We start from the raw sequence: 15,812 nt of genomic DNA, 5'->3' as shown, positions 1-15,812 counted from the left end.
CACTAATCACTTTGCCGTCTATCGACAGCGCTTACTTTACCGGCTTAAGTTGACGCTGTTGTTGCAAAAACTGTTCTAGTTCTGCCGGTAATGGTGCCACCAGATGTAAAGGCTCGCCAGTTAACGGGTGTGCAATACGTGTTTCACTAGAATGCAAAAACATCCTCTTTAAGCCTTGCTTGCTGAGCAGTTTGTTCAAGGCAAAATCACCATATTTATCATCGCCCAGAATCGGGAAACCCAAATGCGATAACTGCACGCGCAGTTGATGGGTGCGGCCAGTGATTAACTTGGCTTGCAAAAAGCTGCATTGCCCCAGCACCTCCTGCAGGTAAAACCAGGTTTCAGACACTTGCGTCTCTACCTCAAACTTGCCTTTGGCGGCATGCCGCTTGGCGGCCAGGCCACTTGCTTTGAGTGATTTTCGGCCGCCGGGTTCTGCATTCAGCAAAGGCTCATCGACCACCTGCACGCGACGCTCGCCGCTTTCCGTCACGTATTTTTGCAAATCCAGCGTGACTTTCTTTTTTGCCTCTTGCCATTGCCCCTGCACCAAGATCAGGTAACGTTTATCCATGTGATGATGACGCATGGCTTCATGCAGTGCCGTCAACGCCGAGCGTTTTTTTGCAATCATCAATACGCCTGAGGTTTCACGGTCCAGCCTGTGTACCAGTTCCAGAAACTTGGCTTGTGGCCGCTCCAGGCGTAACTGTTCAATCACGCCCAGGCTGATACCACTACCGCCATGTACCGCCATGCCTGCCGGTTTATTCAGGGCCAGCATGGCATCATCTTCATAAATGACCTGGTCAGCCAGCCTGGCTTTCATCGCCGTGACTGCGGGCTTGGCAGCAGCTTCTGCAATGCGGATAGGCGGTACCCGGACTTCATCCCCCAGTTGTAAACGGTATTCAGCGTCGACGCGTTTTTTATTCACGCGTACTTCACCACTACGCAAAATACGGTAGATATGGCTCTTGGGGACGCCTTTGAGCATCTTGGCTAAAAAGTTATCGACGCGCTGCGTTTCCGAGGCCTCATCCACCTGCAAATAAGTGACACGATCACTGGCTGGCCGCCCCTCAGGCGCAAGGCTGGAGGCCGTTGCCGCAGGTGGTAATGACGAGGATTGAAATTGTGAGCTCATAGTTGCAGGTCGTGCTTTGCTTTATCAGGACTTATAGATATACTGTCGAGATTCTGAATCATCGCTCTTTCAGTCGATAGCGGTCACATGTACACAGGCTATCGTCATCGCTGACATCTAATCCCAGATTTTTCAGGGCCCAGATTTTAAAAGCCCGGTTTGCCTGGTTAGTCAGTGCATTCAGAATCAAAAAAATTTTGGTGAATACCGCTCGCCATCAAGTAGCGATAATTAATTAGAAATGATTTAACGCGAAGCTCACGCAGAATAAACAAAGAAATGAGCTCGGCGTTTGCCAAACCCGAATTTTAACGAAATTACCCTCTGTTTAGGGTTTTATTTTTGCAGTCAACCGCGATGGAAAATACAGGTGACAACCTACCTGCCACGCACTCACTGCACCCTTGCAGAAATCGAGTATCCAGCGGGCAGTCACACACTGCGCTTTGACACTCAAACGTGTGCATATTGATGCCTGCCATGCTGTACTGGGATCCAGTCGCTAGCATCGCAAAAGCCATTGCACACACGCCCTCGTTAAGTTCTGGTGGTTACTTCTCAACCACGGCCCGCCCTGCGCTCATCTCTATTCTGTGGCTTCGATTAGGAGCTCTACATGAAAAGAATGTTGTTTAACGCAACGCAATCAGAAGAATTGCGCGTTGCGATTGTTGATGGACAAAAACTCATCGACCTTGATATTGAACACGCTGGCAAAGAACAGCGCAAAAGCAATATCTACAAAGGCGTAATCACACGCATCGAACCCTCACTGGAAGCCGCGTTTGTCGACTATGGTACTGACAGACACGGCTTTTTGCCTTTTAAGGAAATCGCCCGTAGCTACTTTCAGGACAAGCCTGAAGGCCGCGCCCGCATCCAGGACGTGATCAAGGAAGGCCAGGAAGTCATTGTCCAGGTAGACAAAGACGAACGCGGTAGCAAAGGTGCGGCACTGACCACCTTTATCTCACTGGCTGGCCGTTACCTGGTGCTGATGCCAAACAATCCACGCGGAGGCGGTGTTTCCCGCCGTGTGGAAGGTGAAGAGCGCAACGAATTGCGTGACACCATGGCCCAACTGGAAGTGCCTAACGGCATGAGCATTATTGCGCGTACAGCCGGTATTGGCCGTAACGCAGAAGAGCTGCAATGGGACCTGAACTACCTGTCGCAATTGTGGCAAGCCATTGAAGATGCTTCTAATTTCCAGCCGGGCGCCTACCTGATCTACCAGGAAAGCAGCTTGGTGATTCGTGCAATCCGCGATTACTTCAGTGCAGACATTGGCGAAATTCTGATCGACACTGCAGATGTGCACGAACAAGCCTTGCAGTTCATGAACCACGTCATGCCGGGCAACGTCACCCGTGTCAAACTGTACCAGGACGAAATCCCGCTGTTCTCACGCTTCCAGATCGAGCATCAGATCGAATCTGCCTTTGCGCGTGAAGTACGCCTGCCTTCTGGTGGCGCCATCGTGATTGACCACACCGAAGCCTTGGTGTCTATCGACGTCAACTCCGGCCGCTCGATCAAAGGTGCGGACATTGAACAAACAGCGTTCAATACCAACCTTGAAGCCGCTGAAGAAGTTGCGCGCCAGATGCGCCTGCGCGACCTGGGTGGCCTGGTGGTGATCGACTTTATCGATATGGAAAACCAGCGCAACCAGCGTGAAGTGGAAAACGCATTGCGTGACGCCCTGCACCACGACCGCGCTCGCGTTCAAATGGGCAAGATTTCACGTTTTGGCTTGCTTGAAATGTCTCGCCAGCGTTTGCGCCCAAGCCTGGGTGAAACCAACCACATGACCTGCCCACGTTGTAACGGCACTGGTCATATCCGCGGCATTGAATCGACGGCATTGCACATTCTGCGTATCACGCAAGAAGAAGCCATGAAAGACAACAGCGCCATTATTCAAGTGCAGTTGCCAGTGGAAGCGGCGACTTTCCTGCTGAATGAAAAACGTGCTGACATCCACAAAATCGAGCAACGCACTGGTGTTGAAGTGGTGTTGATTCCAAACATCCACCTGGAAACCCCTAACTACAATATCCTGCGCATTCGCCTTGATGATGTGAATGAAGACACCATGCAGGCCAGCTACAAAATGGTAGACCTGCCTAGCGAGTCTGATTACCAGCACAGCCAGCAACAAGCCGCTGCGCCAGCCAAGGCTGAAGCCGTCGTGAAAGGCATTACGCCAGCGACTGCTGCACCAATTGTGGAAGAAAAACCTGCTGCGGCACCCGTGGCTGAACAGAAAAAATCATTCTTTGGCGTGATTAAATCCTGGTTGGGCCTCGAAGAAAAAGAGGCCGTGCAGGAAGTTGCAAAACCAGCACGCGAATCCAAAGAACAAGGCCGCGACCGTAACAAGAATCGCAACCGCCAGCGTGATCGTCAGCGCGAGCGCCAACAGGATCGTAACGACCGTCCAGCGGGTGAGCGTCAGCCTAAAGAGCAGAAAGATCAACAGGAAAACGCGCACAAGCCTCGCCAAGACCGTCAACAACAAGACAGACCAGCGCAGAAAGAAAGACAGGATCGTCAACAGCAACAGTCACAGGAAGTGAAAGCAGATGCCAATCAACCGGCATTGACCTCACAAAGCGGTGACAACAAACAGGAGCGTGGTGAACGCGGCAATCGTCGCAACCGTCATGGCCGCCGTGATCGCCGTCAACGTGATGATGCGCCAAACCAGGCCAATGCTGAAGCAACAATCAACGCCGTAGCGACTGAAACAGTTGCAGCCGCACCAGTGGTTGTCGCTGAAGCGGCACCAGCCGTTACGCCAGCAGCCCCTGTTGCCAAAACTGAAGCAGCAGCGACTGAGCCTGTAGCAAAAACACCTGAAGTGAAAACACCAGCAGTGAAAGCGGAAGCTGCAGCGGCAAACACCGAGGTAGTAGAGACTACTAGCGAGGCTGCGGCTGAAGAAGCAGTTGCGGAGAAATCACCGCGTAGTCGTTCACGTGGTGGTAAAACCAGCAAAGCACGTGGCAAACGCGCGGCAGACAGCGCCGATGCACCAGCGATTGAGTTAGTGGAAACAGCGGCAGCAACCGTTGCGAATACCGAGGCTGCCACAGAAGCACCGCAGAAAAAACCTGCACGCAAACGCAAAACCACCACCAAAGCAAACGCCACAACTGAAGGCGCCGCAGATGCAGGCATTCAATTGGTAGAAACCAAGTCTGAGCCTGTAGCTGCGCCAGCAGAAACGGCAGCCAAAGCGAAAAAACCGCGTAACGCTGCCAAGTGGAAGAAAGATGAAAAAGCCGCAGAAGAGCCAAGCCTGGTCATGGTTGAAACCCAGAAATAATCAGTGCTTCGCAGATCACTGCCATAAAAAAGAGGGCTTCACGGCCCTCTTTTTTTTACATCCCCTCTTTTTTCATCCCTTAGTGGCTTATGCGCCTTGCCAGCGGATCACGCACCAATAACCGATGATGGTCAGCAGTATTGAGACGACCACATGGGTGAAAATATGCAGCCCTACCCACATATAGGCTTGCTTTTGCAGCAAGACAAACGCTTGTGCCGAAAAGGTGGAAAACGTAGTTAACCCGCCTAAAAAACCCATGGCAATAAACAGGCGCCACTCATGGGACAGTTGCGGCATGGTTTGAAATAAAGCCAACGCAATACCCATTAAAAAACCACCAATCGCATTGGCCATCAGGGTGCCTAATGGAATCATGCCTATCGAGTTCAACCAGGCAGACAGCCCCCAGCGCGCCCACGCGCCCAATGCCGAACCTAATCCGACCATCAACCAAGATTTCATTTTATTGTCCTTCTAAAACGTTAGCAGGCAATGTATCATAAGTTTTAAACCATTCAGCTCCCACCGCCTGTTGATTTAAAGAGATTGCCTTGCGTTTACTATTTGTTACCTCAGAAATTTTCCCATTAATCAAAACAGGAGGCTTGGCAGATGTCAGTGGTGCTTTACCCACCGCCCTGGCGACAACAGGCGTAGATGTCCAGATTCTGCTGCCCGCGTACCGCGGCATTCTGGCACAATGTGATGCCCCCCAGCGGCTAGGCAGCCTGCAAGCCTTTCATGACATACGTTGTGACATCTATCAGACCACCCTGCCCGGCACCCGTATCCCGCTGCTTCTGATTGATTATCCGGCCTTGTATGACCGTTATGGTGGTCCTTATCATCATCCGCAATATGGCGACTGGCAGGATAACCCGCTGCGTTTTGGCCTTCTGTCCAAAGTCGCAGCCATGCTGGCAGTGCCTAACATGCTGCAATCGTGGCAACCCGATATTGTGCATTGCAATGATTGGCAAACCGGCCTGACGCCCTACTACCTGCAACAAATGGGCAGCATGGCAAAGTCTGTGTTCAGTATTCACAACCTCGCATTTCAGGGCAACTTTCATGCGGACTGGCGTCATCGCCTCACCCTGGACGATCAGGACTTTCAACCAGCAGGTTACGAGTTTTATGGCCACCTGTCATTTATGAAAGTAGGCCTGTATTACGCCACAGCCCTCTCCACTGTCAGCCCGACCTATGCCAAAGAAATTCAAACCGAACAATTTGGTTTTGGCTTTCAGGGATTATTGCAGCATCGCATAGACGATCTCACTGGCATCTTGAACGGCATAGATACTCAAGTCTGGGATCCGGCAACCGACCCTTACCTGCCTGCCAACTATGATGCCAGCACACTGCAAGCCAAAAGTGCCGTGAAACAGGCGCTACAAGCAGAATTGGGATTGCAGCCATTGCCCAATGCCCCATTACTCGGGGTGGTCAGCCGGTTAACACACCAGAAAGGCCTGGATATACTGGTCGAAATTGCACACGAACTGCTTGCCAGCGGCTGCCAGTTGGCCGTTTTAGGCAGTGGTGAACCTGCGCTCGAGCAGCAATATCTGGCGCTGATGCAGCAATACCCAGGACAGGTTGCCGTCACCATCGGCTATAACGAACCTTTGTCCCACCGCATCATGGCCGGGACGGATATTTTTGTCATGCCATCCCGTTTTGAACCATGTGGTTTGAATCAGATGTATGGCCTGCGTTATGGCACTATCCCGGTGGTCGCCAATACAGGTGGGCTGGCAGACTCGGTGCAAGGGGGAGCGCTCGCCGCGGATGGCACGCTACCAGACACCATGACAGGATTGGTACTAGCGGAAAATAATCCATCGACACTTTTGGTCACATTAAAGCAAGCGATACAGATTTATGCCAATAATGGTCAGTGGAAACAGCTGCAAAAACAAGCCATGCAACAGGATGTGAGCTGGGAAACCAGTGCAAAACACTACTTAGATTTATACCAGGACTTGTTAGATATTTAAAAACAATTACTTACAGAGTTTCACGAAAAAGTGAAGAGAAGTTGGCACAGAAGGTGCTTATTACTAATCAAGCTTCTCCAAAGCTAACTTCTCCTCCCTCAAGACGCCGAATAGGCGTCTTTTTTTTCGCTTGAATTTCTTGAAACCTTATTCTGCTTTGGCAGGCGGCGTCATATTCAAAAAGTGTTCGCGGTAATACTTGAGTTCATCAATCGACTCATAAATATCGGCCAGTGCTTCATGACGACTCGCCTTTTTAAAGCCAGCATAGATATCTGGACGCCAACGGCGGGATAACTCTTTAAACACACTCACATCTAGGTTACGGTAATGAAAAAACGCTTCCAGGCGTGGCATATAACGCGCCATAAAACGCCTGTCCTGACAGATAGAGTTACCACACATGGGTGACTTGCCTGCTGGCACATGCTCTTTTAAAAATGCCAGCATGGCATCCGTCGCGGCTTCTTCATCCAAGGTAGATGCCTTGACCTTATCAATCAGACCACTGCGGCCGTGTGTGCCTTTGTTCCAGGCGTCCATGCCGTCCAGCACGGCATCCGATTGATGTACCACCAGCACGGGGGATTCTGCAATCACATTCAATTGCGCATCGGTGACGACGGCGGCCAGTTCGAGAATGCGGTCAGTGTCAGGCAGCAAACCACTCATTTCCATATCCAGCCAGATTAAATTGTCCTGATTACTTGCCAATTGAGTGCCTCTCGTCATGATTTCCATTAAAATGAAACATTATATTCAGTTCAGTGAACAAGGTGGAGTTAAATCCATCAAAATAGCTAACTGTCACCACTTACAAATCACCCTTTGCTATGTCCGCACTCTTTACTCAAATTTTTGTCGCCGTGATTATCGTCAGCCTCGCTATCCGTGTCTGGCTGGGCTTGCGCCATGTGCGTCATATCCAGCAACACCGCCAGCAGGTCCCTGCCGCGTTTAACCAGACCATTAGCCTGGAAGCGCATCAACGCGCCGCCGATTACACCACGGCCAAGGTCAAGCTGCGTTTGAGCGAAACCGTGATCGAAGCGGTGATTCTCCTGGCCTTGACATTGGGTGGGGTCTTGCAGGTGCTAGACCAGGCCTGGCAACAATGGTTGCCCGCACACGACATTATTCGCGGCGCACTGGTGATTTGCTCTGCCATGCTGATTTCTGGCGCTGCTACCCTGCCATTTGATTACATCCAGACGTTTAACGTGGATGAAAAATTCGGCTTTAACAAAATGTCGCGTGGCATGTTTTTTGGTGACCTGGTAAAACATACGATTGTTGGCCTGCTGCTTGGTGGCCCTATCCTGTTCATCGCCCTGTGGCTGATGCAAGGCGCTGGCGACTGGTGGTGGCTCTACCTGTGGCTGATCTGGAGCGCGTTTAACCTGTTTATGCTGGCGGTTTACCCGATCTGGATTGCACCTTTGTTTAACAAATTTACGCCTATGCAAGACCAGACCCTGAAAGCACGTATTGAAGCATTGTTGCAAAAATGCGGCTTTGCCAGCCAAGGCCTGTTTGTGATGGATGGCTCGACACGTTCTGGCCATGGTAATGCTTACTTCACCGGTTTTGGCAAAAACAAGCGCGTGGTGTTTTTTGACACCTTGCTGGAGAAACTCAGCGCCGACGAAATTGAAGCCGTATTGGCGCATGAGCTGGGCCACTTCAAGCATCAGCATGTCATCAAACGTATCGTCATGATGTTTGGCCTGAGCCTGCTGGGCCTGGCTCTGCTGGGTTACCTGATCAAACAAGAGTGGTTTTTTACCGGCCTGGGCGTGGCAGACGCCAGCAATCATATGGCTTTGCTGTTGTTTGTGCTGGTATCACCGGTATTCATGTTTATTCTGCGCCCATTGCTGGCGGCCTATTCCCGCACCAACGAGTTTGAAGCCGACCACTATGCGGCACAGCAATCCAGGCCACAGTTCCTGATTGACGCTCTGGTCAAGCTCTATCGCGACAATGCCTCAACACTGACGCCTGATCCATTACATTCAGCGTTTTACGACTCGCACCCACCTGCCAGCCTGCGCATTGCCAAACTGCAAACCTACGCATGAAATACCTCCTGCTGATCAGCTTTATCCCGGCGCTTGCAAGCTTCAGCGCAAGCGCGGCGGATAACACGCTGCAAGCAGGACAAAAACTGGTCGACACGCATTGCATCAATTGTCACGCCAGCAGTTATGGCGGCGATGGCAGCGGCATTTATACCCGCGACTACCGAAAAGTACGCTCGCTGAATGGCCTGAAAGCCCAAGTCACCAACTGCAATACCATGCTCAACCTGAAATGGTTTGATGATGAAGAGCAGCAAGTGGTACAGTACTTAAATCACTCCTACTATCATTTCTAGCATGTCCCAAGAAGGTCTTATCGTCGCTGCCTATGGCAAGCGCTATAATGTTGAATTGCCAGATGGCCGCATTCTGAGTTGCGTCACCCGTGGCAAAAAAGTTGATAATGCAGCGGGTGACAGGGTGACGGTCACCTTAACGGCAGATAATGAAGGGGTGATCGAAAAAACTTCAGAACGCAACACCCTGCTCTACCGCAGCAATGCGTTCAAAAGCAAAATCCTGGCGGCTAACGTCACGCAAATTCTGATCGTGCTGGCAACCCAGCCCAGCTTTTATGAAGACCTGCTGAATCGTTGCCTGGTCGCGGCTGAAGCCGCAGGCATACGCGCGGTGATTATCCTCAACAAATGTGATTTACCTAACCCGCAAGCCATGCAAAAGCTGGCGCAATATGCGGCGCTGGGTTATCACACTTTGCAACTCAATGCCAAAGAGTCTGTAGACAGCCTAAAACCTTTACTGAGCGGCCACACCAGTGTGCTGGTCGGCCAATCCGGCATGGGCAAGTCGACAATCATTAACAGCCTGTTACCTGAGGCACGTAGTAAAACGCAGGAAATCAGTGCCACACTGGATAGCGGCAAACATACCACCACAGCCACGCATTTATATCACCTGGATAGCGATAGCGCCATTATTGACTCCCCCGGCTTGCAGGAGTTTGGCCTTTACCACATCGAAGAGGCAGACCTGGAATATGCATTTGTTGAGTTCAGGCCCTTGATTGGCCATTGCAAATTTAACAATTGCACACATACGCACGAACCCGAGTGCGCCATCTTAGACGCCTTTAAAAACGGCCAGATTGCGCCAGAGCGCTTGCAGATTTTCCAGCAAATCCGCACGGAAAACACCGTGCAAATCTACGGTTAAAACCGCACGCCTTTAAAACTAAAAGCAAAAAAATACCCTGCCTAAGCAGGGTATTTTCAACACACGTATTGCTACGTGTGATTTAGGTCGCAAAATTACAGAGCGAACACGTTCAGTGCACCGCCGCCAGGCGCAGCGTTGTACTTAGTCAACTCTTTGTAACCACCCGCAGCACCCAGTGCGTCTGTGTCAGTGGTCATGCCCAAGTTCATCGCAACACCAGCCCAACCGCCGATACCAGACAAGATACCAACATATTGTTTGCCTTTGTTGCCATAAGTGAAGGCGTTACCAATCGCGCCGGAACCAACCTGGAACTTCCACAGTTCTTTACCTGTTTGTGCATCAACCGCTTTGAACCAACGATCCAAAGTACCGTAGAACACGATATTCGAAGCAGTCGTCAGCGCGCCACTCCAGGCAGAGAATTTCTCTTTGTTGTACCAGACTTTTTTGTTGGTCATTGGGTCATAAGCAGCAAAACCACCCATCACGCCGTCTGGACCAGCAAACATCGTCAAAGTAGCACCAACCCATGGTTGACCAGCCACGTATTTAGACTCAACTGGCTCGTATGTCATACATACGTGGTTCAGTGGAGAATACATCAAGCCTGTTTTTGGAGAGTAAGCAGCAGGTTGTTGGTCTTTAGTCCCCAAAGCAGCCGGGCAAATACCCTTAGCATTGTAGTCCTGGTGTGTAGAAGCTGCAGCCAGTTTGTCAGGCACGCCTGTTTTCAGGTCAACGTTGTTGGCCCAGTTCACAAATGGATGTACTTTTTCAGCCGCAATCAAAGAACCAGTGCCTGCATTCCAGGTGTAAGCAAAGCCGTTACGATCATGGTGCCATGCGTAAGTTTTGCCACCTTTGTCGAACAGGATGACTTCGTTCACGCCATCGTAGTCCCACTCATCGTGTGGTGTCATTTGCATCGCCCATTTAGCTACGCCGGTGTCCAGATCACGTGCAGTCACAGTCATAGACCATTTGTTGTCACCTGGACGTACATCCGGGTTCCATACAGATGGGTTACCAGCACCGTAGTAAACCAGGTTTGTACGTGCATCATATGGCCACCAGCCCCATACGGAACCGCCACCATGTTGCCAGCCGTCTTTGATCGCTTGTGGTTTCAACCAGGTACGAGTACCCAATTCTTTTTCGCCACCTTTGATCTGGTCAGCAGACAGGCGCTTGAAAGAACCGCCCTCTTTGTTACCACCGTTCACGTCTTGGTAAACTGACAGTGCGTTGTACAAAGGATTGTCTTTGTTGGTGTTTGCGTCATGCAATGTTTCAGCATCCGGGCCAGTTGAGTAGGCCTTCCATGCCAAAGAACCATCTTTTGCATTGTATGCAGCGATAAAGCAACGTACGCCGAACTCAGCACCTGAGCAACCGGTCAATACTTTGTCTTTGATCACGTGTGGCGCGTTCGTGTTCGTTGCACCTACTTTTGGATCAGTGTTTTTCACTTCCCAGACTTTTTTGCCGTCTTTAGCATCCAGCGCTACCAGCAAGCCATCGTTTTGTTGCAGGTAGATCTTGCCATCGCCGAAACCCAGACCACGTGTCACGTTGTCACAGCACAGCACGGCTTGCACGCTTGGGTCTTGTTTAGGAAAATAGGACCAAACGATTTTCTGGTTATCGTTCAGATCCAGGGCGTATACGTTGTTAGGGAAAGCAGTCACGATGTACATCATGTTGCCAACCACAATTGGAGAACCTTCGTGACCACGGTTAACACCGGTTGCGAATGTCCAGGCCATTTTCAGGTTTTTGATATTGCCTTTGTTGATTTGTGCCAGTGCGCTATAACCCTGGTTATTGTGCTGACCACGTGGATGTGCCCAGTTGTTTGAGTCTTTCATTGCAGCTTCCTGGTCAGCAGCAGCATAGGCCATTGCTGGCAAAGCAAGCGCGACGCTGGCTGCAATACCAAAAGCAGTTTTCATTTTGATCATAGTTATATCTCCGGAAGAAAAATCCCAAAAGGATCCATCACAAATTGCAATTAAAAATTGCGCTGTGCTTAAAATTGCCACTGGCACTAGGATTTCCAGAGCTGTTACTTATCCCGTGAAGGATAGATGTCACTTGATTAAGCGCTTGTAACTGTAATATAAATAGCCCCCCGAAACAGCCAGCCAGTTTTGGGTTTTATTCATGGGCCAGATAAGGAATTTTTCCGAAAACTTTATAGAATTGCTTTTTTTTTGTATCATTTTGCTATCGAAGGCCATGTCCTAGTGTGCCCTTCAGGTAATGGTGTCGCCGAATGTGAATGGCGGCGCCTTTTTACTTGATTATGAAGGTAGACACTGACTGTGCTGAGACCCTGGCATTACTCACTGGTATTGGACAAAGCTTCCCCGCATTCCATTCACCAGCAACTCATAGAACATTTTCGCGCCATGATAGAAGGCGGCGCCTGGTTAGGTGGTAGCGCCCTGCCCAGTTCGCGCGATATCGCGCAACGTTTGGGCATCAATCGCAAAACGGTTTCACGGGTATATGAAGAGCTTTCTGCACAAGGGCTGATTTATACCCAGCCCAAACGCGGCACCTTTGTTTCGCAGACGCCACGTTCTGAAACGCCTGGCCCACCACGTCCGCGTGCATCGATGCCTGCACGCCCAGAGCATGATAATGCCACCAGCAGTATTTACCAGTTAATCCAAAAAACGACGGCGCACCACATTCGCCGCGTAGCTTTGCATATGCACAAGCTACGACCTCATGACTATGACGTGACCGGCTTATTTAACCTCAAGCATATGCTGGCCAACCTGCTCGCACACGAAAGACGCTATCTGGTGTCGCCTGACCATATCACCTGCGGCACCTGGCCGGTGCTGCAAACAGCCTTGATGCATCACCTGAGTCTGGCTGATGGATGCCTGCTATTAGGGCATAGCGCCAGCGCAACCCTGGAAAAAAGTCTGAAAAGACAGGGCATACAGGTACTGCGCCTGCCTGCCATTCCAGACGGCCAAGCGCACGACTTTATCGAGCAGGTTGAAAAATATTGCATTAACTACCCGGTCTCCGCGCTGTGGTGCGACACATCGACATTGTTCGAAGCACAGACCATAGAGGCCACACAGACACTGGTCGCACAAAAACTGGCTGACTATCGCTTGCTGCTGATTGATGATCAGCGCTCACACCTGCCATTTGTGCAACAGCACCAGCCGCTCTCGAGCCGATATGCCAAAAGCATACTGCTTGGCAGCCTGTATGGCGAGTGTTGTGATATGTTTAATCTGTGCTACCTGGCAAGCAACCTAGGTTTTACAAGCGACTTTATTCACGAACTGAATGTGCAACAACAGCAATCGTCCTTACTCAATATGCTGGCGCAAAGCGAGCTCATTAAGCGGGGTGAATACAAAAAACTGCTAACGACCATTCATCGTTTTTTGCAACAGACTTAAGCTAGCGACAAAGAAATTGCCGGTTCACAGCATTCAAACAACAACCAATTTGGCTGATATCAACCACCATAAATTCAGGAAAAATTCCTATTTACACAAAAAATAGGCTTTCCAATCATCCAGTTAAATTTTGTTCGCGGCGTGGCACGCTAAATGCTGAATAGGGATTGGGAGTGAGCTATCACTAGGACCGATACCAGCAGACTGCATATCAGCTGGTATCGGGGTAGACACTCCCTCACTTGCATATTGATCTCATGCAAAAAAGGCACCGCAGATGCGGTGCCTTTTGCTTGGTCGCTACTTAATGAGCGAGCCAGTCATTACTCTTGGCCGATTTGGTACACTTCGTAGCTGGTTTCTACGATTTTACCGGTCGTTGCGTCAACTTCGATTTTCACTTCTTCGTTGTCGGCTTCCAGGATGTCAAATTCGTAAGAAGCTTTGCCGTCTGGCTCCAGCTCATACTCCACTTCAACCACTTTACCTGGATGCGCAGCCAATGCTGTCGCTTTGGCCTCTTCTTCAGACACTTTAGCTAACGCCTTGAATCTTTCATCATCGGCAGTCACTTCTTCTTCTACTTCAGTGATTTTGCCAGTTTTCGCATTGCACTCGATATCCCAAGCTTTACCGTCGTTAGATTGCACGTCAAACTCGTATACCAATTGCTTGCGCTCAGACTTGGCTTCCAGCTTAACGATTTTGCCGTCGTGCTTGGATAATGCCGCTTTTACGCACTTGCCCAGGCTGTCGTAAGCCTTTGGTTTGATGGTTTCGTGGTCGGCGAATGCTGGACCGGACAACACACCGCATAACGCGGCCGCTAATAATGACGCTTTCATTTGCATAATGATCTCCTTGTTTAAAGTCATGAATGAAAAACGCGAAACACGCGCTAGGGACGCATGTTTCGTGAATTCATAACGCAAAAAGGATAACAAAAACGCCGTAAGCTTTTGAAAATATTACACCTTATTAACAAAATGGCTACAGTCAGCCATTTAATCAACCGTCAAACTGCTGGACTACACGGCCACTGGCGCCTTGATGGCTGGATGCGGATCGTAATTTTCCAAGGTGAAGTCTTCAAACTTGAAAGCGAACAGGTCTTTCACCTCAGGGTTAATCCGCATGTTTGGCAAGGCGCGCGGCGTACGCGACAATTGCTCTTTGACCTGCTCCATATGGTTGCTGTAAATATGCGCGTCGCCCAAGGTATGCACAAAGTCACCCAATTGCAACTCGCAAACCTGCGCCACCATCATGGTCAATAAAGCGTAAGACGCGATATTGAATGGCACGCCGAGAAAATTCTAACCACCATGAATGTGTTCATTACATACACATATCAATACCAACTCATCAGACTATCATTGTACAAAATATATAAAAATTGTACAAAACATAGACTCTTATAATTCCTATTCAAATTTGAAATAATGATTCTATAATTTCTGCCGTAAATGTTGAGAATTCCAGAGTTGGTATAATGATCAACCTGGCGATAGGCCTCTTAATTTAAATCAGCAACTTCCCCTTAAGGTTTTCAAATGAAGCAATATTTAGACTTGGCAAAAAATATTATTGACAATGGGGTTTGGGTGCAAAATGAACGTACAGGCAAAAGATGCCTTACATTAATTAATGCGGACTTAACTTATGACGTTGATGAAGGAAAGTTTCCTTTAATAACCACTCGAAAAAGCTATTACAAATCCGCAATTGCTGAAATGCTCGGCTATATTCGCGGCTATGACAATGCTGCGCAGTTTAGAGCCATCGGTACGAAAACATGGGATGCAAACGCTAATGAGAATAGTGCTTGGCTTTCCTCACCTTTCAGAAAAGGAGAGGATGATTGTGGATTTATTTACGGAAAAATAGGACGGAATTTCCCTAAACCAGACGGCGGTAGCATAGACCTCCTTAGAAAGATATACAACGACTTAAGAGCTGGTTTAGATGATCGCGGTGAAATCTATACTTTTTATCATCCAGGAGCTTTTCATATGGGTTGTTTGCGCCCATGTATGTATAGTCATCACTTCTCGTTACTTGGAGACACACTGTACCTCAATAGCACTCAAAGAAGCTGCGATGTTCCATTAGGACTGAATTTCAACATGGTTCAGGTATATTTTTTCTTAGCAATTATGGCTCAAATCACTGGCCACAAGCCCGGTAAGGCCTATCATAAAATCGTTAATGCACACATATATGAAGATCAATTAGATCTAATGCAAAATGTACAATTAAAACGTGAACCATTTGACTCCCCAACACTAAAAATAAATCCAAATATAAAAACTTTAGAAGACCTGGAAACATGGGTAACAGTAGATGATTTCGAAGTTATTGGATACCAATACCATGACCCAATTTCGTATCCTTTCTCTGTCTAAGACTTGTGGTTAAACACAAAGTCGAAACTAGGTTAAATCAGCCCCCTCGATAAACCCGTGATTTTCTGTGAGTTATAACATTTTAGAGAATAATAAAGCCCTCAATGAGGGTTTTAAAAACAACAACTCCTACACGCTCGTGGCATTGAAGGTGAATTCAGAAGCGAATTAACCGGCTTGTAGATTCTGCAGAATACCCACAAAAACAGCTACCGGTTATCCT

At 49.2% G+C, this 15,812-nt stretch carries 12 protein-coding genes and 1 pseudogene; 7 read left to right on the top strand and 6 right to left on the bottom strand.

Annotation, left to right across the window (positions count from 1 at the left end; all coding sequences use genetic code 11):
* Nucleotides 1-31: 31 nt before the first annotated feature.
* Nucleotides 32-1,150, bottom strand: coding sequence for a pseudouridine synthase (locus INP79_RS06680; RefSeq protein WP_194753430.1), 1,119 nt, complete (start codon nt 1,148-1,150; stop codon nt 32-34).
* A 616-nt stretch (nt 1,151-1,766) separates the two neighbouring features.
* Here INP79_RS06680 and INP79_RS06675 point away from each other — a divergent pair.
* On the top strand, nt 1,767-4,484 hold the full coding sequence (locus tag INP79_RS06675; RefSeq protein WP_194753429.1) for an Rne/Rng family ribonuclease: 2,718 nt from the start codon (nt 1,767-1,769) through the stop codon (nt 4,482-4,484).
* 87 nt (nt 4,485-4,571) lie between these two features.
* Here INP79_RS06675 and crcB read toward each other — a convergent pair whose 3' ends face one another.
* On the bottom strand, nt 4,572-4,949 hold the full coding sequence (gene crcB, locus INP79_RS06670) for a fluoride efflux transporter CrcB (protein ID WP_194741791.1): 378 nt from the start codon (nt 4,947-4,949) through the stop codon (nt 4,572-4,574).
* Between the two features lie 89 nt (nt 4,950-5,038).
* Between crcB and glgA the strand changes: the two genes are divergently transcribed.
* Nucleotides 5,039-6,490 (top strand): glycogen synthase GlgA, encoded by a 1,452-nt coding sequence (gene glgA, locus INP79_RS06665; RefSeq protein ID WP_194753428.1) that lies wholly within the window; start codon nt 5,039-5,041, stop codon nt 6,488-6,490.
* A 147-nt stretch (nt 6,491-6,637) separates the two neighbouring features.
* Here glgA and orn read toward each other — a convergent pair whose 3' ends face one another.
* On the bottom strand, nt 6,638-7,222 hold the full coding sequence (orn, locus tag INP79_RS06660; protein WP_019882075.1) for an oligoribonuclease: 585 nt from the start codon (nt 7,220-7,222) through the stop codon (nt 6,638-6,640).
* Between the two features lie 101 nt (nt 7,223-7,323).
* Here orn and INP79_RS06655 point away from each other — a divergent pair, with 101 nt between their 5' ends.
* The 3 genes from INP79_RS06655 to rsgA are packed head-to-tail and all read left to right on the top strand — an operon-like array spanning nt 7,324 to nt 9,744.
* Nucleotides 7,324-8,571, top strand: a complete 1,248-nt coding sequence (locus INP79_RS06655; protein ID WP_194753427.1) for a M48 family metallopeptidase — start codon at nt 7,324-7,326, stop codon at nt 8,569-8,571.
* Complete coding sequence (locus INP79_RS06650; RefSeq protein WP_194753426.1) at nt 8,568-8,867, top strand: cytochrome c; 300 nt, start codon at nt 8,568-8,570, stop codon at nt 8,865-8,867. The genes INP79_RS06655 and INP79_RS06650 overlap by 4 nt, the downstream gene beginning before the upstream one ends.
* Before the next feature lies 1 nt (nt 8,868).
* The gene (rsgA, locus tag INP79_RS06645) at nt 8,869-9,744 is read left to right on the top strand and encodes a ribosome small subunit-dependent GTPase A (RefSeq protein ID WP_194753425.1); all 876 of its coding nucleotides are present in this window, start codon (nt 8,869-8,871) and stop codon (nt 9,742-9,744) included.
* Nucleotides 9,745-9,839: 95 nt separating this feature from the next.
* Here rsgA and INP79_RS06640 read toward each other — a convergent pair whose 3' ends face one another.
* Nucleotides 9,840-11,711 (bottom strand): PQQ-binding-like beta-propeller repeat protein, encoded by a 1,872-nt coding sequence (locus INP79_RS06640; protein ID WP_194753424.1) that lies wholly within the window; start codon nt 11,709-11,711, stop codon nt 9,840-9,842.
* A 363-nt stretch (nt 11,712-12,074) separates the two neighbouring features.
* Between INP79_RS06640 and INP79_RS06635 the strand changes: the two genes are divergently transcribed.
* Nucleotides 12,075-13,184 carry a GntR family transcriptional regulator gene (locus INP79_RS06635; protein WP_370583234.1) on the top strand — a complete coding sequence of 370 codons (1,110 nt, stop codon included), beginning with the start codon at nt 12,075-12,077 and terminating at the stop codon, nt 13,182-13,184.
* A gap of 323 nt (nt 13,185-13,507) precedes the next feature.
* On the opposite strand, the gene INP79_RS06630 is transcribed toward INP79_RS06635, so the two are convergent.
* Nucleotides 13,508-14,035 (bottom strand): PepSY domain-containing protein, encoded by a 528-nt coding sequence (locus INP79_RS06630; RefSeq protein WP_194753423.1) that lies wholly within the window; start codon nt 14,033-14,035, stop codon nt 13,508-13,510.
* A gap of 177 nt (nt 14,036-14,212) precedes the next feature.
* Nucleotides 14,213-14,497 (bottom strand): annotated as a pseudogene (thyA, locus tag INP79_RS06625) (thymidylate synthase); the annotation flags it as partial.
* A gap of 240 nt (nt 14,498-14,737) precedes the next feature.
* Here thyA and INP79_RS06620 point away from each other — a divergent pair.
* Nucleotides 14,738-15,589 (top strand): thymidylate synthase, encoded by an 852-nt coding sequence (locus tag INP79_RS06620; protein WP_194741784.1) that lies wholly within the window; start codon nt 14,738-14,740, stop codon nt 15,587-15,589.
* Nucleotides 15,590-15,812 lie beyond the last annotated feature (223 nt).

Source organism: Methylophilus sp. QUAN, assembly GCF_015354445.1.
Taxonomy (GTDB): domain Bacteria; phylum Pseudomonadota; class Gammaproteobacteria; order Burkholderiales; family Methylophilaceae; genus Methylophilus.
Note: the sequence above shows the minus strand (reverse complement) of the source record. Positions and strands in the feature narration are given on the sequence as shown.